At 72.4% G+C, this 19,448-nt stretch carries 17 protein-coding genes; 4 read left to right on the forward strand and 13 right to left on the reverse strand.

Going from position 1 to position 19,448, the window contains the following annotated elements:
* Positions 1 to 20 precede the first annotated feature (20 nt).
* Genes ngcE (ACFOW4_RS06555) through ACFOW4_RS06565 form a run of 3 tightly spaced genes read right to left on the reverse strand, consistent with a single transcriptional unit; the run spans position 21 to position 3,187 of the window.
* Entirely contained in the window at positions 21 to 1,454 is a 1,434-nt protein-coding gene (gene ngcE, locus ACFOW4_RS06555) for an N-acetylglucosamine/diacetylchitobiose ABC transporter substrate-binding protein (RefSeq protein WP_377525420.1), read from the reverse strand.
* Positions 1,455 to 1,478: 24 nt separating this feature from the next.
* Complete coding sequence (locus ACFOW4_RS06560; RefSeq protein ID WP_377525422.1) at positions 1,479 to 2,228, reverse strand: sugar isomerase domain-containing protein; 750 nt, start codon at positions 2,226 to 2,228, stop codon at positions 1,479 to 1,481.
* Positions 2,225 to 3,187 carry a MurR/RpiR family transcriptional regulator gene (locus tag ACFOW4_RS06565; RefSeq protein ID WP_377525423.1) on the reverse strand — a complete coding sequence of 321 codons (963 nt, stop codon included), beginning with the start codon at positions 3,185 to 3,187 and terminating at the stop codon, positions 2,225 to 2,227. The genes ACFOW4_RS06560 and ACFOW4_RS06565 overlap by 4 nt, the downstream gene beginning before the upstream one ends.
* Before the next feature lie 206 nt (positions 3,188 to 3,393).
* Here ACFOW4_RS06565 and ACFOW4_RS06570 point away from each other — a divergent pair, with 206 nt between their 5' ends.
* Positions 3,394 to 4,380, forward strand: a complete 987-nt coding sequence (locus tag ACFOW4_RS06570; RefSeq protein WP_377525425.1) for an N-acetylglucosamine kinase — start codon at positions 3,394 to 3,396, stop codon at positions 4,378 to 4,380.
* A gap of 127 nt (positions 4,381 to 4,507) precedes the next feature.
* Here the strand turns inward: ACFOW4_RS06570 and ACFOW4_RS06575 are convergent, their stop codons facing one another.
* From ACFOW4_RS06575 to ngcE (ACFOW4_RS06600), 6 genes are all read right to left on the reverse strand, one after another.
* A complete protein-coding gene (locus ACFOW4_RS06575; RefSeq protein WP_377525426.1) occupies positions 4,508 to 4,942 on the reverse strand; it encodes an SRPBCC domain-containing protein in 435 nt (144 codons plus the stop codon).
* Positions 4,935 to 5,255 (reverse strand): ArsR/SmtB family transcription factor, encoded by a 321-nt coding sequence (locus tag ACFOW4_RS06580; RefSeq protein WP_377525428.1) that lies wholly within the window; start codon positions 5,253 to 5,255, stop codon positions 4,935 to 4,937. Before ACFOW4_RS06580 ends, ACFOW4_RS06575 begins: the two co-directional genes overlap by 8 nt.
* The gene (locus ACFOW4_RS06585) at positions 5,248 to 5,625 is read right to left on the reverse strand and encodes a glyoxalase superfamily protein (RefSeq protein ID WP_377525429.1); all 378 of its coding nucleotides are present in this window, start codon (positions 5,623 to 5,625) and stop codon (positions 5,248 to 5,250) included. Before ACFOW4_RS06585 ends, ACFOW4_RS06580 begins: the two co-directional genes overlap by 8 nt.
* Positions 5,626 to 5,722: 97 nt before the next feature.
* Positions 5,723 to 6,640: a carbohydrate ABC transporter permease gene (locus tag ACFOW4_RS06590; RefSeq protein WP_377525431.1), complete on the reverse strand. Its 918-nt coding sequence runs from the start codon at positions 6,638 to 6,640 to the stop codon at positions 5,723 to 5,725.
* Positions 6,637 to 7,545, reverse strand: coding sequence for a carbohydrate ABC transporter permease (locus tag ACFOW4_RS06595; protein WP_377525432.1), 909 nt, complete (start codon positions 7,543 to 7,545; stop codon positions 6,637 to 6,639). The genes ACFOW4_RS06590 and ACFOW4_RS06595 overlap by 4 nt, the downstream gene beginning before the upstream one ends.
* 67 nt (positions 7,546 to 7,612) lie before the next feature.
* A complete protein-coding gene (gene ngcE, locus ACFOW4_RS06600; protein WP_377525434.1) occupies positions 7,613 to 9,028 on the reverse strand; it encodes an N-acetylglucosamine/diacetylchitobiose ABC transporter substrate-binding protein in 1,416 nt (471 codons plus the stop codon).
* A gap of 197 nt (positions 9,029 to 9,225) precedes the next feature.
* Between ngcE (ACFOW4_RS06600) and ACFOW4_RS06605 the strand changes: the two genes are divergently transcribed.
* Complete coding sequence (locus ACFOW4_RS06605; RefSeq protein WP_377525435.1) at positions 9,226 to 10,650, forward strand: acyltransferase; 1,425 nt, start codon at positions 9,226 to 9,228, stop codon at positions 10,648 to 10,650.
* On the opposite strand, the gene ACFOW4_RS06610 is transcribed toward ACFOW4_RS06605, so the two are convergent.
* Both ACFOW4_RS06610 and ACFOW4_RS06615 read right to left on the reverse strand, forming a co-directional pair.
* On the reverse strand, positions 10,622 to 12,109 hold the full coding sequence (locus tag ACFOW4_RS06610) for a CoA-acylating methylmalonate-semialdehyde dehydrogenase (protein WP_377525437.1): 1,488 nt from the start codon (positions 12,107 to 12,109) through the stop codon (positions 10,622 to 10,624). The two genes, ACFOW4_RS06605 and ACFOW4_RS06610, sit on opposite strands and share 29 nt — an antisense overlap.
* On the reverse strand, positions 12,106 to 13,404 hold the full coding sequence (locus ACFOW4_RS06615) for an aspartate aminotransferase family protein (protein ID WP_377525438.1): 1,299 nt from the start codon (positions 13,402 to 13,404) through the stop codon (positions 12,106 to 12,108). The genes ACFOW4_RS06610 and ACFOW4_RS06615 overlap by 4 nt, the downstream gene beginning before the upstream one ends.
* 285 nt (positions 13,405 to 13,689) lie before the next feature.
* Here ACFOW4_RS06615 and ACFOW4_RS06620 point away from each other — a divergent pair, with 285 nt between their 5' ends.
* Positions 13,690 to 14,748 (forward strand): hypothetical protein, encoded by a 1,059-nt coding sequence (locus ACFOW4_RS06620; RefSeq protein ID WP_377525439.1) that lies wholly within the window; start codon positions 13,690 to 13,692, stop codon positions 14,746 to 14,748.
* Between the two features lie 41 nt (positions 14,749 to 14,789).
* Here the strand turns inward: ACFOW4_RS06620 and murD are convergent, their stop codons facing one another.
* Positions 14,790 to 16,139 (reverse strand): UDP-N-acetylmuramoyl-L-alanine--D-glutamate ligase, encoded by a 1,350-nt coding sequence (gene murD / locus ACFOW4_RS06625; RefSeq protein WP_377525441.1) that lies wholly within the window; start codon positions 16,137 to 16,139, stop codon positions 14,790 to 14,792.
* An 89-nt stretch (positions 16,140 to 16,228) separates the two neighbouring features.
* Between murD and ACFOW4_RS06630 the strand changes: the two genes are divergently transcribed.
* Positions 16,229 to 17,578 (forward strand): hypothetical protein, encoded by a 1,350-nt coding sequence (locus tag ACFOW4_RS06630; protein ID WP_377525442.1) that lies wholly within the window; start codon positions 16,229 to 16,231, stop codon positions 17,576 to 17,578.
* Positions 17,579 to 17,619: 41 nt separating this feature from the next.
* On the opposite strand, the gene ACFOW4_RS06635 is transcribed toward ACFOW4_RS06630, so the two are convergent.
* Positions 17,620 to 19,386 carry a PucR family transcriptional regulator gene (locus ACFOW4_RS06635; RefSeq protein ID WP_377525444.1) on the reverse strand — a complete coding sequence of 589 codons (1,767 nt, stop codon included), beginning with the start codon at positions 19,384 to 19,386 and terminating at the stop codon, positions 17,620 to 17,622.
* Between the last annotated feature and the right edge of the window lie 62 nt (positions 19,387 to 19,448).

Below are 19,448 nucleotides of genomic sequence, written 5' to 3' on the forward strand. Positions count from 1 at the left end.
GACCCCTACGCTCCGATCGATCAGCGCTTGAACTTGGCTACGGAGCTGTCCTTCTTGATCGCGTCGGCGCGCTTCTGGATCCGCTCCACGAAGGCGTCCGCCTTGATCCGGCCGAACATCAGCTCGTTGGTGGCGGTCCGCGCCTCCGTGTCGAGCTCCTTGTACCAGCCGTCGAAGTACAGGTTGAACACGTCCTGGCCGGCCGCCTTGAGCGCGGCCTGCGAGCTGGCCACACCCGGCGGGAAGGAGAAGCCCTCCGAGCCGGCGGTGACCACGGTCGGGGCCTTGACCACCTCGGTGAAGCCCTTCGCGCCCGCCTTGGACAGCATCTGGCGCATGTACTCCAGGCCGCCCTTGGGGTTCTTGCTCTTCGCCGAGACGAAGTAGCCCTCACCCGCGGTGGCCCGCAGCGCCGTGGCCGGCAGCTTGTCCGACGCGGTCAGGCTCGGCACCGGCATCAGCCGGTACTCGAAGCCGGCCGGGGTGTCCTTCTTCTGCTCGCCCTCCAGCCAGTCACCGCTGGGGTACAGGGCGACCTTGTACTGGTTCTGCCGCAGCTGCACGTCGGTGTGCTTGAGCCCCTCGAAGCTCTTGTCGATGAACTTCGCCCCGACCTCGGCCCACGCCTCGGCGGCCTGCTTGACCGCGTCCTGCTTCCAGGCGCCGTCCTCCAGGTTGTCGATGTTCTTCAGCACGTCGGTGCCGCCGATCTTCGCGGCCTGGGTGAGGATCACGTTCCACTGGTAGTAGGCCGCATTCGCCCCGGCGTAGCCGTACGGCGTGATGCCCTTGCCCTTGATGTTGTTGAGCAGGGTCATGAACTCGTCCCAGTTCTTCGCCGGTGCCCAGCCGTTGTCCTTGAACAGCTTGCCGGAGTACCAGATGCCGAAGACGGTGGAGACGTAGTACAGGACGTACGGCTTGCCGTTGAACGAGCCGGCCTCGACGGTGCCCGGCACCACGGTGTCGCGGACCTTCTTGGCCGGGTCGTCGACGGACGGGGCGTCCCACAGCTCGGTGAGGTCCTGCAGCTGGCCGTCGTTGACCAGCGCGCCGAAGTCCATCAGCTTCTCGCCCGAGTTGTTCACGAACTCCGGCGGGTTGCCGGACGCGAACCGCGGCTGGAGCACGGTGGACACCGCCTGGGTGGCCTGGTGCTTCACCTCGGCCTTGGGGAACGCCTTCTTGTACAGCGGCTCGTGCACGTCGGTGGCGTACTTCTCGCCGTAGCCGCCGTTGAAGATGACGACCTCGATCGGGGCGTCCTCCTTGACACCGAGCGGGTTCGTGGCGCTCTTGGTGCCGCCGGCGACCTGCTCGTTCTCCTTGTCGCCGCCGCTGGTCGCGCAGGCGCTGAGCAGGCCGGCGGCCGGGACGGCCAGGCCGACGGCGGCAGCGCGACGCAGCATGGTCCGGCGGGTGAGCTCGGCCGGGCTCTCGGGGGTAACGGACATCTCTGTCTCCTTGTGATGTTCGGGTCAGGCGGTGCGCCGGAGGCGCCCGGCGTACCGCGACTCGAGGGCGAGGTTGTGCTCGTCCCCGCCGGGGACGTTGGCGGAGAGGTAGATAGGGGGAACCTCTCCGGCCTGGTGGAACCGTCGTACGACCTCCGCGGTCAGCAGCTGCGCCAGCAGCGCGGTGGTGACCGAGGAGACCGCACAGACCGCGCCGCCGCCCTCGAGCGGCAGCAGTGCGTCGCCGTACGGCGCGCCGTTGTCCAGCACGACGTCGGCGAGGTCGGCGAGCCGCCGGCCGGACGGGTGCCGCGGGGCGACCCGTGCGGTGTGCTCGACCGAGGTGACCGCGATCAGCGGATGACCGCGCCCGGTGACCAGCGCCGCCAGCTCAACCACCGAGCCGTTGATGCCAGACTGGGACGCCACCACGAACACGTCCTGCGGCTGGGGGGCCGCGAGCGCGTAGATCTGGTGGGCGATGGAGGGGTCGCGCTCCAGCTTGGGGTCGGCGAGCACACCCCGGGGAGCGTCACCGTGCACCACCAGGTCGCGGACCGAGAGCCGGTTGGTCGGGACCAGGCCACCGGCCCGGGCGACCAGTTCGGCGGCGAACGCCTCGGAGTGCCCGGCGCCGAACGCCTGGAGCACCCCGCCGGCGCGCAGGCTGCCGGCGATCAGGTCGGCGGCCCGGGTGATCCCGTCGGCCTGCGAGTCGAGCAGGCGGTCCAGCACCGGGCGGACCGCGTCCGCGTACCCCTGGGCACTGATCATGAGAGGGCCCCCTTCGCGGCCTTGTGCCCGTCGACGGCCTGGGCGGTACGCCGGAAGGCCGCGTGGGCGCGGTCGTGCGTGCGCTGGGCGACGGCGATGTAGAGCAGGTCGAGCACCACGAGCTGCGGGTGCCGGGCGGAGAGCGCGTCCGGCCGGAAGGTCGTCGCCTGGCTGGCGGTGAGCAGCACGATGTCGGCCAGCTCGGCCAGCGGCGAGCGGGGGAAGCCGGTCAGCGCGACCGTGGTGGCGCCTCGGCTGCCCGCCTCGGCCAGCATCTCGATGGTCTCCCGGGTCTGGCCGGTGTGCGAAATGCCCAGCGCCACGTCGCCGGTGCGCAGCAGCGCGGCGCTGGCCAGTCCCTCGTGCACGTCGTTCCATGCCCAGGCGGCCACCCCGATGCGGTGCAGGCTGAACTGCATCTCCTCGCCGACCAGGGCGCTGCCGCTGGCACCGAAGATGTTCACCCGGCTGGCGCCCGCGATGGCCACCGCGGCCCGTTCCACCTCGGCGAGGTCGAGCAGCGCGGCGGTGTCGTGCATGGCGCGGGTGTCCGCGGCCATGATCTGGTCGAGCACCCGCGCGAGGGGGTCGCTGGGTTGGATCTCCCGGCCGATGTCGATGGTCCAGCCGGCCGAGCGGGCCCGACCGGTCTCGGAGGCGATGCCCAGCCGCAGGTCGGCGTAGCCCTCGAAGCCCATCGCCCGGCAGAACCGGGTGATCGTCGCCGGCGAGGTGCCGCTGCGCTCGGCCAGCTCGACGATGGTGGACCGGGCTGCGGCCTCCGGGTCGCTCAGCACGTGCTCGGCGACCCGGCGCAGCGCGCCGGTCAGCTCGTCGAGACCACTGCGGACCCGGGCCAGCACCCCGTCGGAGGCGACCCCGAGCGCGCCCCGCCGGTCGAACGCGTCGGCGTCGACCACCGCGGTCCCCGCGGAGGTGTCCACCTCGTGATCAACCATGCGACGCCTCGCCTTTCCGAAAAGACTGTTAACTGTTAGTGGTAAAAGTTCTTACTAAAGGGCCCTCCGTGTCAAGACTGTGGGCGAAGTTTTCAAACTGTTACCTGGCGCACAGCCCGCCGCGCCCGCCGGATCTTGCCCTGCGCGACCGGGCCGACCAGCATGAACGGGCCCGTCGTCGCGCACCGCAGGGAGGCTCCGTGCCGATGTCCGACACCGTCGTGGTCGGTCTCGACGTCGGCGGTACGTCCACCCGGGCGGCCGCCGTCACCCTCGCCGGGCAGCGGTTGGGCAGCGGCCGCGCCGGCGGCGGAAACCCCACCAGCCACGGCGCCGAGCGGGCCGCCACCGAACTGCGCACCGCGCTGCGCGAGGCGCTCGCCGGCGTCGACCCGGCCCGGGTGGCCGCCGGCACCATCGGGCTGGCCGGGGCCGCGCGACTGCTCGCCGACCCCGACGGTCGGGCCGCCTTCGACCGGGCCTGGCGCGACGCCGGCCTGCGCTGCCCGTACGCCGTGCACGGCGACGCGCTGGTCGCCTACGCCTCGGGCACCCCCGCCCCCGACGGCACGGTGCTCATCGCCGGCACCGGGGCCATCGCCGCACAGGTTCACGACCTACGGTTGGACCGGGTCGCCGACGGCCACGGCTGGCTGCTCGGCGACGCCGGGTCGGGCTTCTGGCTGGGCCGGGAAGCGGTCCGCCGCCTCCTCGCGGACCTGGACTCCGCCCGTCCGCCCGGTGCCCTGACCACGGCCGTGCTCGCCGAACTGATGGGCAGCGCGCGGATCGCCCCCCGCGCCCGGGACACCGTCGACGCGACCATCCAGGCGGTGACCCGTCGCCCGCCGGTCGAGCTGGCCCGGCTCGCGCCGCTGGTCGTCACCGCCGCCCTCGACGGCGAACCCGTCGCCACCACGCTGATCGCCGAGGCCGCCGCACATCTCGCCGAGAGCGTGGACCGGATCCGGCCCGCCGGGGCCCGCACGCCGGTCGTACTCGGCGGCGGGCTGCTCACCGGCGACACCCCGCTGGCCGCCGCGGTGCGCACCGAGGTCGGCCGCCGTTGGCCGGACGCACCGCTGCGCTCGGCCGGCGACGGCGCGGCGGCGGCCGCCTGGCTCGCCGCCCGGGAGCTGCCCGAACTGACCGACCCGGCCGCCCTGCACGCCCGCCTCTTCCCCACCCCCTGAGCGGACCCGCGCGCCGCCCGGCGGACTTGATCGACTCGACGTCCTGGAAATCGGGGTGTCATGGCGCCCTGGACGCCCCGATTTTCAGGAAACCGGTTGGATCAAGCCCGACGGGCCCGGGGCCGGGTCAGGTCGGGATGGCGTCGAGGGTCTGGGTCAGGCGGCGCCACACGTGGGAGCGCCAGCCGCCGCCGAGGAGAGCGGCGGTGCGTTGCTGGAGCGGGTCGTCCGGGTCGAAGCCGGCGTGTTCCAGGAAGAGGCGGGTGCCCCGCCCCTCGGCCACCAGGGTCCAGGTCACCACGGTGTCGAGCGGCCCGCCGCGCCAGGCCCAGCGCAGCAGGCGGTGCGGGTCGAGGTCGAGCACCTCGCAGTGCACGATCCCGTCGAAGCCCTGCGCGGGCCGCGGCTCGGTACGGAAGGTGAAGCGGTGCCCGACGACGGGCGCGAAGTCGGTGGGCATGAGCCAGCGACCGATCAGATCAGGATCGGTCAGCACCCGCCAGACCTTCGCCGGCGGATGCGGCAGGAACTGGTCCACCCGGATGGTGGTCTGCTCACTCATCGTCGACCTCGTCGAGCACGTCGCGCAGCGCGCCGAGCCGGCCGCGCCAGAACGCCTCGTACGGGCTGAGCCAGTCGGCGACCTCGCGCAGGGGTTCCGGGCGAAGCGCGTACAGCCGTTGCCGGCCGACCGGCCGCTCGACGACCAGCCCGGCGTCCTTGAGGACGCGCAGGTGCTCGGAGAGGCTCGGGCGGCGCATGTCGAAGTGGTCGGCGAGCCGCTGCACCGGCTGCTGCCCGCCGTCGCGCAGCAGCCGCAGCAGCTCCCGCCGGGTCGGGTTGGCCAGCGCCGCGAAGACGTCCGGCTCAGACACGGGTCGCCTGGAGGACGATGCCGTTGCCGTCGGGGTCGTCGAAGGTGGCGTACCGGCCCCAGGGCGCGGACTGGATGCCACCGTCGGCGAAGGTGACGCCCCGCTCCCGCAGCCGGGCGACGTCACCGTCGAGGTCGTCGGTCTCCAGCACCAGGCCCTTGAGCGAGCCCGCCGGCATGGTCGGGAACCAGGTGACCAGGGTCAGGGCGGTGGCGGCGCCCTTGGGCGCGACCTGCACCCAGCGCCCGCCGTCGGGGCCCATCGGGTTGTCCCAGACCAGGTCGAAGCCGAGGACGTCGACATAGAAGTCGCGGGCCCGGTCCTGGTCGGTGACGGGTACGGAGACGAGTTGCACGTGGGTCACTGTCATGCCACCAGAATAGGTAGGAGATTTCCTACCGGTCAACCCGCCCCACCGGCGGCCCGACGCGAGCCGGGCCGCCGGCGGTGGTCAGCAGGCTGCAGGCCTACTTGAGCTGGCCCGCGGTCAGCCCGGCCTGGACCTGACGCTGGAAGGCGACGTACACCGCCAGCACCGGCAGCACCGCGATGCTCAGCCCGGCGAAGAGCCGGGCGTAGTCGCCGGCGTAGCCCTGGCTGACCGAGAGGGCGAACAGGCCCTGGGCGAGCATCCACTTGGACTCGTCGCCCTGCATCAGCACCTGCGGTAGCAGGAACTGGTTCCAGTGGGTGAGGAAGTTGAAGATCGCCACACTGATCATTCCCGGACGCGCCATCGGCAGCATCACTCGGAAGAAGAGCCGGAAATGGCCGCAGCCGTCGACCAGCGCCGCCTCCGCCACCGAGCTCGGCAGGGTGCGGAAGAACGCGGTCAGGAAGAACACCGTGAACGGCAGCGAGTAGGCCGCGTACACCAGGATGAGTCCGGTCCACGTGCCGAACAGGCCGGCGTTGCGTACCACGAAGAAGAGCGGCACCAGGGCGAGGAAGACCGGGAACATCAGCCCGCCGACGAACAGGTAGTAGACGAACTGCTTGCCGCGGAAGTCGTACCGGGCGAAGACGTACGCCGCGGCGGCGCCCATCAGCATGGTCAGGCTGACCGAGCCGGCGACCACCACCAGGCTGTTGACGAAGTACGTGCCGATGTGTGCGCCGGTCCAGGCCCGGGCCCAGTTGTCGAAGTGCAGCGTCCCCGGCAGCCCCCACGGGTCGGCCAGGATCTCGCCGTTGCTCTTGAACGAGCTGATGAACATCCAGAGCAGCGGCAGCACGGTGAGCAGGCCCCAGAACAGCAGGAAGCCGTGCGAGAAGACGTTGGCGATGCCCAGTTCGCGGCGTACCGGCCGATCCTTGGCGGCGACCGGCGGCGCGGTGGCCGGCGCGGTCGAGGCGGCGGGGGCGGTGTTGTCCAGTGTGGTCACGAGTACTCGATCCGATCGCGCCGGCCGACCCGCAGCGACAGGACCGCCACCGAGAGGGTCAGGAAGAACATCACCACGCCGATCGCCGAGGCGTAGCCGAACTTGGTCTCGCTGCCGAAGGCGGTGTCGTACATCCGAACGCCGATCACGTCGGTGGAGAAGTTCGGCCCGCCGTTGGTCATGAGCTGGACCAGGATGAACCCGTCCAGGGCGAAGATGGCCAGGTAGACCCAGGCGACCTGCACGGTCTCCCAGAGCAGCGGCAGGGTCACCTTGCGCAGGGTGGTGAACCGGGACGCGCCGTCGAGCATCACCGCCTCGTAGATCTCCTTCGGAATGGCGGACATCGCCGCGCCGAAGAGCACCACATAGAAGCCGACGTTGCTCCACACCATCACCGCCAGCACACACCAGAAGGCGGTCGCCGGATCACCGAGCCAGGTCGGCGAGGGCAGCCCCACGGCGTGCAGGGCGCTGGTCAGCAGCCCCTTGTTCGGGTGGTAGACCTCCTTCCAGAGCAGCGCGATGATCACCACGGAGAGCACCTGCGGGAAGAAGTACACCGTGCGGTAGAGCGCGCCGCCGCGTACTCCGGTCACCCCGGCGCGGCCCTTGCGCCCGCCCATCGCCAGCATGGTGGCGAAGAAGAGCCCGAGCACGATGGTGAGCACGGGCACCAGGGCCAGCAGGACGGCGTTGTTCTGCAACGCGTTCCAGACGTACCCGTCGTGCCACAGGGCCTTGAAGTTCGCCAGCCCGACGGAGTTGGCGTCGGCCGAGTAGCCGAGCCAGTCGGTGGTGGAGATCTGGAACGCCTGCAGGTACGGCGACACGACGAAGACGACGTACAGCAGCACCGGCGGCACCAGGAAGGTGACGATCAGCGGCCACTTGCCATGTCTCACGATGAGGACCTACTTCCGGAGGTACGGCCGGTGGGGGCGGGAGCGCCCACCCCCACCGGTCGGGGTGTCACGCGGTCCGCTTGTACTTCTTGATCGTGCTGTCCTGGGCGATCGAGTCGGCGCCCTTCTGGCACTGGTCGAGGAAGTCCGCGGGGCCGATCCGGCCGCTGAAGAACTCGCCGCACGCGGCGTCGATGAGGTTGCGCTCCAGCTTGCGGTAGTAGTTGTTGTAGACCCAGTTGAAGCCGTTGGCGCCGGAGGCGTCGAGGGCCTTGACCACGGTGTTCAGCCCGTACGGCAGCTCCACGCCGTCGCTGGCGCCGGCCACGACGGTCAGGCTGGCGACCTTCTTGGTGAAGTCCTGGGCGCCCTTGCGGGACAGCATGGTCCGGAAGTACTCCAGACCACCGGCGACGTTGCGGGCCTTGGCCGGCACCATGAACGGCTCGCCGGCGGTGCCGCGGATCGCCTCGAACGGCAGCTTGTCGCCGCTGCCCAGGCTGGGGGTCGGCGCCACGGTCATGTTGAAGCCGGCCGGGGTGACGTCCTTCTGCTCGCTCTCCAGCCACGAACCGCAGGAGATGAACGCCGCCTTGCCCTGGCACCAGGCGGTCTGGGACTGCTTGTGGTCCAGGCCGGGCGAGCCCTCCAGGATGTACTTGTCCTTGACGATCTGGTGCCAGGCGTCGGCCGCGGCCTTCATCGCGTCGGACTTCCAGGCGTTGGGCTCCAGGTTGTCGATCGCGGTGGCCACCGACGGGCCGCCGAACTTGATCGCGGTGGAGATGAGCGGCCAGCTCATGTAGCGCGGGTGCAGACCGGCGTACGTCCAGGGGGCGATGCCGGCGGCCTTGATCTGCTTGCAGAGCGCGATGTGCTCGTCCCAGGTCTTGGCGTACTCCCACTTGCGCTCGGTGAAGAGCTTGCTGGAGTACCAGATGCCGTAGACGGTGTAGGTGTAGTTCAACACCAGGAACTTGCCGTCGTACGAGCCGACCTCGACCGCGCCGGGCAGCAGGGTGTCCTTGACCGTCTTGCCGGGCACGTCGAGGCTCGGCGCGGCGAGCAGCTCACCGAGGTCGGCGATGGCGTTCTGGGAGACCAGGCCGTTGAAGTCGATCTGGCCGGCGCCGGAGTTGTTGACCACGTCCGGCGGGGTGCCGTCGACGAAGCGCGGCTGGAGGGTCTTGCTGATCTCCTGGGTGGCGGTGTGCTTGACCTTCGCCTTGGGATACTTCTCGGTGTACATCGCCTCGTGGGCCTTGGCGTACTCCTCACCGAACCCACCGCCGAAGATCACCACCTCGAGCGGGGCGTCCTCCTTGACCCCGAGCGGGTTCTGCTCGCTCTTGGTGCCCTTGTAGGCGGCGGCGTCGCTCTTGTCGTCGCCACCGCCGGTCGCACAGCCGGCCAGCAGGCCGGCGGCGGGGGTGGCCAGCAGGCCGGCGGCGGCGCTGCGCCGCAGGATGTCACGCCTGTTCATGATCTCTCCTCGGTTCGGGTCGGGCGGTCGCCGGTGCAGGGGGTGGCGTCCGTCGCACGAGGCGCGGGGGCTTGTTGCTTGTCTTCATTTCACACAGTGTTGCTGAAGAATTTCTACGGCAGGAGCGCGCCGACTTCAAGCCCGACGCCCGAACCGTTATCACCATCGGCCGAACCGAGCTGGCATAGCCTCGGGCCATGCGCCGTCTGCGGCAGCTCGCCGCCGGTACGCCGGCTGCGCGGGAACGCGTCGTCGACCTGCTCCGCGCCCTGGCGATCGTCATGGTCGTCCTCGGTCACTGGGCCGTCGCCGCCATCGGGTACGACGCCGCCGGACGACCCACCGGGCGTTCCGCCCTCGGCGAGCTGCCCTGGGCGTACCCGCTGACCTGGGTGGCCCAGGTGATGCCGGTCTTCTTCCTGGTCGGCGGGTACGCCAACGCCGCCTCGCTGACCGCCCGTCAGGCCCGTGGTGGCGACGCCACCGGCTGGCTGCTGGACCGGGGCGCGCGACTGCTGCGACCCACCAGCGCGCTGCTGCTGGTGCTCGCCGGCGGCGCGCTGGTGGCCCGAATTGTCGGCGCGCGGCCCGATGAGATCCGCACCGTCGTCTGGTTCGCCACCATCCCGCTCTGGTTCCTCGCCGCCTACCTGTTCGTGGTGCCGCTGACCCCGGTGATGTACGCCCTGCACCGTCGCTTCGGCCTGCTCGTGCCGCTGGCGCTGGTCGCGTTGGTCGCCGTCGGTGACCTGGGCCGGCTCGTCGGACCGGGCACGCTGGCCTACGGCAACTACCTCTTCGGCTGGCTGGCGGTGCACCAGCTCGGTTTCGCCTGGCACGACGCGCGGTCCGCACCGGAGCACGACCGGCGCGGGCCGAGATCCCGGCGGCTGCCGCCGACCCGGCGGGTCGGGCTGCCGCTGCTGCTCGGCGGGCTGGGCGCCGCACTGGTGCTGACCGTCGTCGGCCCCTACCCGATCAGCATGCTCAACATGCCCGGCGTGCGGCTGGACAACGCCGCACCGCCGAGCCTGGCACTGCTCGCCCTGGCCACCGCCCAGCTCGGGCTGATCCTGCTGCTGCGCGACCGGGCGGAGCGCTGGCTGCACCGACCCCGCCCCTGGCAGGCGGTGATCGCGGTGAACGCGGTGGTCCTGACCGTCTTCCTGTGGCACCTGACCGCCGTCATCCTGCTGGTCGGCGCGCTCGACGCCGTGCACCTGCTGCCGACCCCGCAGGTCGGCACGGCCGCCTGGCTGGCCTGGCGGGTGCCGTGGCTGCTGCTGCTGGCCGTGGTCCTGGCCGGGCTGGTCGCCGTCTTCGGACGCATCGAGGCGCGCGGCGGACCGGCCGGCCAGCCCCGCAGGGACGGGACCGGCCGGGCGGCCCGCCGCCCACGCACAGACGGCGCTGACCCACCGCACAGCGCCGGGCGGGCGAGCGCCCGGACGCTGCTCACCGCCGGCGGATACGTCGCGGTGGTGGTCGGCCTGGTGATCAACAGCGTGACCCCGAAGACCGCACCCGAACCGCTGGGGGTGCCCGTCGCGGCCCTGCTGGCCTACCTGGCCGGGGCGGGCACCCTGCGCCTGCTCAGGTCTGGGTGGGGAAGCCGAGGTTGACCCCGCCGTGGCGGGGGTCCAGCCACCGGCTGGTGACCACCTTGCCCCTGGTGAAGAAGCGCACCCCGTCCTCGCCGTGCGCGTGCAGGTCCCCGAAGAGCGACGACTTCCATCCGCCGAACGAGTGGTACGCCATCGGCACCGGGATCGGCACGTTGATGCCGACCATGCCGACCTCCACCTCGTGCTGGTAGCGCCGGGCCGCGCCGCCGTCGTTGGTGAAGATCGCCGTGCCGTTGCCGTACGGGCTGGCGTTGACCAGTTCCACCGCCTCGTCGTACGAGCCCACCCGCACCACGCTCAGCACCGGACCGAAGATCTCGTCGGTGTAGATCGACATCTCCGGGGTGACCCGGTCGAACAGCGTCGGGCCGAGCCAGAAACCGTTCGGGTCGCCGTCCGGCGTCACGTCCCGGCCGTCCACCACCGGCACCGCGCCGGCCGCCACCCCGGCGTCCACGTAGGCGCGCACCTTCGCCGTGTGCGCGGCGGTGACCAGCGGACCCATGTCGCAGCCGCGCCGGCCGTCGCCGGTGCGCAGCCCGGCCATCCGCGCCGCGATCCGCTCGACCAGCGCGTCGGAGACCGGCTCCACCGCCACCAGCACCGAGATGGCCATGCAGCGCTCCCCCGCCGAGCCGAACCCGGCGTTCACCGCCGCGTCGGCGGCCAGGTCCAGGTCCGCGTCGGGGAGCACCACCATGTGGTTCTTCGCGCCGCCGAGCGCCTGCACCCGCTTACCGGCGGCGGTGCCGCGCTGGTAGACGTACCGGGCGACCGGGGTGGAGCCGACGAACGACACCGAGCGCACCTCCGGGTGGTCCAGCAGCGCGTCGACCGCCTCGGAGTCGCCGTTGACGACGTTGAGCACCCCGTCGGGCAGGCCGGCCTCCGCGAACCACTCGGCCAGCAGCAGCGCTGCGCTCGGGTCCTTCTCGCTCGGCTTGAGCACCACCGCGTTGCCGCAGGCCACCGCCACCGGCACGAACCACAGCGGCACCATCACCGGGAAGTTGAACGGGGAGATCACGGCGACCACCCCCACCGGCTGACGCAGGGTGTACGAGTCGACCTCGGTGGAGACGTTCTCGCTGAACGCACCCCGCAGCGCCGAGGGGATGCCACAGGCGTACTCGATCACCTCCAGGCCGCGCTGCACCTCGCCGGCGGCGTCGGCGAGCACCTTGCCGTGCTCGGCGGTGATTACCTCGGCGAGCCGGTCCCGGCGGGTGTGCACCAGCTCGCGGAAGGCGAACAGCACCGCCGACCGCTTCGCCAGCGACGCGTCCCGCCACGTCCGTGCCGCTCGGGCGGCGGCCTCGACCGCCACCGCCACGTCCGCGGCCGAGGCCAGCTCCACCTCGGCGGTACGCCGACCCGTCGCCGGGTCGAACACCTCGCCGCGCCGCTCCGACCCGCCGGAGATCCGCTTCCCGTCGATGAAGTGTCCGATGCTCATGCCGCCACCTCCGCGGACGAGCGGATCGCGTCGATGAGGATGGCCAGGCCCTCGCGGGCCTCCTCCTCGGTCAGGGTCAGCGGCGGGCCCATCCGCAGCACGTTGCCGTAGAGGCCGCCCTTGCCGGCCAGCAGGCCACCGGCCCGGCACGCCTCGAAGACCCGGGTGGTCAGCGCCGGATCGGGTTCACCGCTGCCCGGCCGGACGAACTCGACGCCGAGCATCAGCCCCTTGCCGCGTACCTCGGCGACGCAGTCCAGGCCGCCCACGGCGGCGCGCAGGCCATCGGCGAGGATCGCGCCGACGCGGGCGGCGTTGGCCTGGAGGTCGTGCTCGGTCAGGTAGTCGAGTACCGCGTTGCCGGCGGCCGTGGAGATCGGGTTGCCGCCGAAGGTGGAGAAGCTGATCGCCGGCACCGCCTCCAGCACGTCGGCCCGGCCGACCACGCCGGCCAGCGCGAAGCCGTTGCCGATGCCCTTGGCGAAGGTGAGCAGGTCCGGGGTGACGCCATGCGCCTGGTAGCCCCAGAAGTGCTCGCCGGTACGCCCCCAGCCGGTCTGCACCTCGTCGGCGATGAACAGGATGCCGTGCTCGTCGAGCACCTTCTTCCAGGCGGCGAAGAGCCCGTCCGGCGGGTGCACGAAGCCGCCCACGCCCTGGATCGGCTCGGCGATCAGCGCCGCCACGTCGCCGGAGGTCTGGGTGGCGAGCACCTCGCGCAGGTCCTCCACGGCGGCGTCGACCTGCTCGTCGGCGCTGAGGCGGGCGAGCAACCCGCGCACCCGGTCGCCGGAGTGCAGCCAGGCCACCTGGAGCGGGTTGAGGCCGCTGGCCGACCAGTTGCGGTTGCCGGTGACGCCCATCGCCGCGTACGACCGGCCGTGGTAGCTGTTGCGCACCGCGAGGATCTGGTGCGAGCGGCGGTGGTTGGTGGCCACCAGCAGCGCCGCCTCGTTGGCCTCGGTGCCCGAGTTGGTGAAGAACACCCGGGCGTCCGGAATGCCGGAGCGCTGGGCGATCTTCTCGGCCAGCTCCACCTGCTGCCGGATCAGGTACAGCGTCGAGCTGTGCACGATCCCCGTGGCCAACTGCCGCTCGACCGCCTCGCGGATCTCCGGGATGTCGTAGCCGATCATGTTGGTCAGCACGCCGCCGAAGAAGTCCAGGTAGCTGCGGCCCTGCGCGTCGGTGACCCGGCGACCCGAGCCGGAGACCAGCTCGATGGGCTCGTCGTAGTAGAGCGGCATCCAGGACGGGAGCACGGCCCGGTGCCGGGCCAGCAGGTCGTCGGTCATCGTGGCAACCCTTCAGCGGCGTTCGTGGATACCGCACGCTCCCACCGCCCGCCGATCCGGACAACTGCCACTGTGTAGCGCAGGACGCGCCGACTCCTGACAGTGCGTCAGCCCGCCTGCACGGCCGTGCGGGGTCGCTTGACCGACCCGAGGCGCCTGACGTCGGGGTGTCCGGGTGGCGAGAATGCCCCGACATGCAGGAAGTCGAGCCGATCTTCGGCTGCCTGCCCGGCGGTGGCCGGGCGGCTCCGGCCCGGCACGGTCCGACGCCGGTACGATCCGGCGGTGCCAGAACTCCCCGCGCCGCCGCCGTCCGGGCCGCTGGCCACCCGGCCGGACGTGACAGTGCCCGCCGGGCCGGACGTGACAGTGCCCGCCGGGCCGGACGTGGCGTTGCCCGACGGGGCCGGACCGACGGCGGCGCTGGTCGCCGGGATCGCCGGCTGGATCGGCGCCGACCCGCTGCGCCGACTGGTGGCCCGCTTCGGCGGCACCTGGCCGAACGCCGACCTCGCCGACACCCTGTGGTTCCTCGACGAGTTCTCCGCCCGGCACTGGGACTTCCGGGGCGGCCGGGAGCGGCCCGACGCCCGGGAGCCGGACCTCGACCCCGGCACCGCGGAGCTGGTACGCGCCGCGGCCACCGCGCTCGGCCTCGTCCGGCCCGTGCCGCCGACCCGACCGGCGTACGCCCACCTGGTGGTGCTCGGCGGCCTGGCGCACGCCTGCCTGCGTCGCGTCGCGTACGCCGCGCACCTGCTGCGCGCCGGTCTGCGGGTGACCGGCGAGGTGGCCGTGCTGGGCAGCTTCCGTCCGCTGTCAGATCTGGAGCACCGGACGTTGGCCGAGGCGGACGTGCCCGGCTGCGTGACCGAGGTGGACGCCCTCGACGCGGCGGTGCGGCTGGCGTTCGGGGTGACCGCCCCGTCCCAGGAGGACGGCGTCGACGGCGGGCACCCGCACCACTCCTGGTCGTCGCGGACGTACCTGCCGGCCGGGCTGCCACGGGTGCGGGTGCTCGCCGCGCCGTCCAGCGAGCCACAGCGGCGGCGGGCGCACACGGCGGACACCCAGCGGTTCTGGGCCGGGCACGTCCGCCTCGCCCCCATCGACCCGGTGCTGCTGGTGACCGCGCCGATCTACGTGCCGTTCCAGCACTGCGACGCGCTGCGCACGCTGGCCGTGCCGTACGGCTGCGGCATCGAGACGGTCGGGGTGGACGCCACCCTCGAGGATCTGGCCCGACTGCCGGAGCCGACGCTGAGCCCGGGCCGCTACCTGCAGGAGATCCGCTCAGCCATCCGCTCGATGCGCGCCCTGCACGACCAGCTCCCCGCACGCTGACCGGCCGCCCGCCGGCGACCGGCGAGCGCGGTGTCAGCGGGTCAGGCCCCGGCGGTGTCGGCGACGGCCTGGGCGAAGACCTCGGAGCGGTGCTCGTAGTTGCGGAACCGGCCGTAGCTCGGCGCGGCCGGCGACAGCAGCACCACCCCGCCGGGCGGGGTCAGGTCCCGGGACAGACGTACCGCTTCCACCAGGTCGTCGACCAGTTCGGTTCGCACCTTGGGCAGGTTGGTGAGCGCTTCGACGATCCGGGGACCGCTGTCCGGGATGCCGATCACGGTCAGCTCCCGCTCGGCCAGGTGCTCGGCCAGCGGCGCGTAGTCCACTCCCCGGTCGTTGCCTCCGACGATCACCGTCAACGGCCGTCCCTCGTACGCGTCGATGGCGTGCATGGCCGCGTACGGGCTGGTGGCCAGGGTGTCGTCGACGAAGGTCAGCCCGGACGGGTCGGCGATCTCGGTGAGCCGGTGGGCCAGCCCCTGGAACTCGGCGACGGCGACGGCCAGGGTGTCCTTCGCGGCCAGCACGTCGACGCCGAGCGCGTCGAGCACGGCGAGGGCGACGCAGAGGTTGCCCTCGTTGTGCCGGCCGACCAGGGGCAGCACGGCGCGGGGGAACAGCGGCTGGTCGCCGAGGTGGAACCACGGCGTGCCGTCCGGGCCGGTGGTCACGTGCGTGGTGTCCGGACGCCCGGCGCGGACCGCCGGACGGTCGGCCAGCTCGGCGGCCAGCCGGGGGTCGGCACCGTTGACCACGATCGTCTTCGGATCGTGCGCGATCAGGTTGAGCTTGTCCCGGTAGTACTCGCGCTCACCGCCGTGCGCGTCCAGGTGCTCGGGGAAGAGCGCGGTGACGACGGCGACCCGGGGTGAGTCGGTCAGGTCGCTGCACTGGTAGCTGGAGAGTTCCAGCACGTACAGCGGCGCCTCCGGCAGGTCCAGGGTGGGTACGCCGATGTTGCCGCCGAAGACGTTGGGCCGGCCCACCGCGGTGAGCAGGTGACTGATCAGGCTGGACGTGGTGCTCTTGCCCTTGCTGCCGGTGACGCCGACGGTCCGCTCGGCGTGGTCGGCCATCCACAGCGCGGTGCCCTGGGTGACGGTGGCGCCGCGCCGGCGCAGCTCGACCAGCCAGGGGTGGGTCTGCGGCACGCCCGGCGAGCGGACCACCACGTCGGCGGCGGCCAGCCGGTCGAAACCGGCCTCGCCGGTGACCAGGGGGGCCGCCTCGGCCAGCGGCCCGTCCCAGGGCAACGAGAGGAAGTTGGCGCTGTCGTCGACGGCGACCAGCTCGGCCGGGCCGTGCGCGGCGATGGCGGTCACCGCGGCCCGACCCTCCCGGCCGGTCCCCCAGACGGCGACGGTACGTCCGCGCAGGTCAGACAGGCGCACAGGCTCTCCTCGATGCTTCCGGCGGCGTTCGGCGGGCACGGTCCGACGCAGCCGGACACGGCCGGACGAACCAGGGCCTAGTATGGCGTGTGCCCAACGAGCAGCTCCGGCGGATGGACGCCTTCACTTTTCCGTCCTACTCGATCGACTTCGCCACCGGCGAGGCGTTATTCGACTACGCCCTGACCGGTCCGGCGGGCGAACAGCGGTTCACCGAGGTGATCACGCTTCCGCTGCCCGCCGAGCCGCCGTCGGACGAGACGGTGGCCACCCTCAACCGGGTCCTGGAACTGCTGCACCTGGTCGCCGGGGTCAGCTACTACAAGGCCGCCGCGCCGCACCGGCTGGTGCTGCCGGCGCCGCTGGGCGCGGCCGCCGTCGAGTACGTCACCGCCGTCTACACCCAGGGCCTGGCGGAGTACGCGTACCGCAACCAGCTGCCGCACGTGCTGGAGCTGCGTCCGGAGGTGCCGTCCGGCTCGCCGGAGCCGCCCCGCGTGTACGACGACTCCGACCGGCGCCCGCTCTCCGCCGTCGGCGGCGGCAAGGACTCCATCGTCAGCCTGGAGGCGCTGCGCCGGGCCGGCCTGGACCCGGTGCCGTTCTCGGTCAACCCCAACCACGTGATCGTCTCGGTGAACGAGGCGTCCGGGCTGACCCCCCTCGCGGCCCGGCGACGGATCGACCCGGTGCTGTTCGACCTGAACGCGGCCGGCGCGCTCAACGGGCACATCCCGGTCACCGCGATCAACTCGCTCATCGCGGTGGCCACCGCGGTGCTGCACGGGCTCGGGCCGGTGGTGATGTCCAACGAGCGCTCCGCCTCCGACCCGAACCTGATCTGGAACGGTCACGAGATCAACCACCAGTGGTCGAAGGGGGTCGCGGCCGAGGGGCTGCTGCGGGCCGCGCTGGCCGAGCACGCCGGCCTCACCGAGCCGTACTTCTCGCTGCTGCGCTCGCTGTCCGAGCTGCACATCGCCAAGCTGTTCGCCGAGTTCACCCGCTACGACGACGTGGTGACCAGCTGCAACGCCGCGTTCAAGCTGCGCGACGCGAGCGAGCGGTGGTGCCGCGACTGCCCGAAGTGCCGGTTCGTGTTCCTGGCCATGGCGCCGTTCATGCCGCGGGAGCGGATCGTCCACATCTTCGGCGGTGACCTGCTCGCCGACCCGGACCAGATCCCCGGCTACCGCGAACTGCTCGGCGTCGACGGGCACAAGCCGTTCGAGTGCGTCGGCGAGGTGGAGGAGTCGGTGGTGGCCCTGGGTCTGCTGGCCGAGCAGGACCAGTGGCGCGACGCCCCGGTCATCCTGGCCCTGGTCGACGCCGTCCCGGAGACGGCCTGGTCGGCCGTGGCCACCTCCGACGTCTTCACCCCCGGCGGCCCCAACCACATCCCGCCCACCTACGCCAAAGCCCTGACCACCCTCACCTGACCCCCCTAACCCGGTCCCGCCCCGCCCCGGGCGGGGCGGGGTCAGGGGGTGCGGACGGCGTCGAGGGCCAGGAGGGCCACGTGGAGGGAGAGGCAGGCTTCCACGGAGTCGAGGTCGACGTCGAGGATGCGGGCGATGCGGGCCAGGCGCTCGTAGAAGGCCGGCCGGGACAGGTGCGCGGCGGCGGCGCCGGCCGACTTGTTGCGGCCCTGCTCCAGGTACGCGCGCAGGGTGCCGAGCAACTGCTCCCGGGGGTGCCGGGCGTCGTACTCCAGCAGCGCGCCGAGTTCGCGCTCGACGAAGGTCTGCAACCGGGGCTCGTCGCGCAGCAGGTGCAGCAGGCCGGCGAGCCCGACGTGCGGCAGCCGGAAGATCGGCAGGTCCCGCCGGTCCCGGCGGGCCGCCTCGACGATCTGCCGGGCCTCGACCAGCGACCGCCGCGCCTCCCGCAGGTTGCCCACCCCGGAACCGGCCGCCACGATCACCGCGCTCGGCTCACCCACCGCACGGGCCGCGCCGGCTTCGAGGCGGATCCGCCGTAACGCCGCGGCGAACGCGGCCAGCGCCCGGTCCTCGGCGGTCGGGTCGGGCAGGGCGAGCAGGGCCCCGACGGAGTTGTCGTCGACCGCGCTGGTGAGGGCGGTCAGCTTGGCCTCGCGCAGGGCCTGGCCGACCGCCTCGGACAGGTCCCGCAGCCGGGCCGGGCCGGCCTCCGGGCCGGCCTCCCCCGCCGGGTCGTCGGCCCGGTGCCGGACCATCACGCCGACCAGGTGTCGGCGATCCACCACCACGCCGAGCGCCTTGGCCCGCAACGCCACCTCGTCCACCGGCCGGGAGTGGTCCAGCAGCGCGGTGAGCAGCGTGCGGTGGATCTGCCGTTCCAACCCCTCGGCGTCGCGTCGGATCAGCCGGCCCAGCGCCAGGGTGGAGGCGGCCCTCTCGACCAGGATGGTCAAGCGGGTCGGCGGCCCGTTCTCGGGCGGCGGGGCACCCACGCCGGCCGGCAACCGATCGCCGCCGCGGCGGGCGGACGACGCGCTGCCGACCGGAGCCGGATCGGCCCCCCGCAGGGCGGACACCGCACCGTCGGCGGGCCAGCGCAGCAGCAGCCGTCCCCAGTCCTGCCCCCGGGCGCCGACCACGGTGACCAGCCAGCCGCTGTCGGCGTCGTACGCGGTCCGTCCGGCCGGCCGGATCCGCCGGGAGTGCTGTTCCCAGCCGTCCAGCAGCAGTTCGGCGCTCTCCCCCGCCGGGTCGTACCCGAGCACCTGGCGCGACAGGTTCTCCAGCACCACCGGGCAGCCGGACAGCTCGGCGGCCTGCCGGATCACCTCGGCGGCGTCGGCGCCCTCGACGGAGAGGTCGGTGAACCGCTGGTGGATCTCCTCGGTGGCGCGCAGTTCGGTGAGCTGCGCGTCGATGATGAGCGCGTGCACCGCCTCGGTGATCCGGACGAACGGCGTGGCCCGGCGCAGCTCGACCAGGGGCAGGCCACGTCGCTCGGCGGTGGCGACCATCACCCGGGGTACGCCGCTGACGTACCGGCGGCCCAGCTCGACGACGAGACCGGAGACGCCGACGTCGGCCAGGTCGCCGATGAACGCGCGCAGGCCGGCGTCGTCGGCCGGCAGCCCGATGCCGGTGGTGAGCACCAGTTCGCCGCCGCCGAGCAGGGTGGCGATGTCCGGCACCTCGGCGACGTGCACCCACCGGACCGGCCGGTCCAGCGCGGCCTCGCCGGCGACCACGCGGGGTGCGCCGTGGCGGACCGGGTCCAGGCCGAGGACCTCACGGACGGTAGGGAACACGGCCGACACGCTACCCTCCGTGACACCCGAACTCGACAACCGCCGGCGTGCGCGAAGGCGAC

The sequence above is a fragment of the Micromonospora sp. GCM10011542 genome (assembly GCF_042650685.1).
Lineage (GTDB): Bacteria > Actinomycetota > Actinomycetes > Mycobacteriales > Micromonosporaceae > Micromonospora.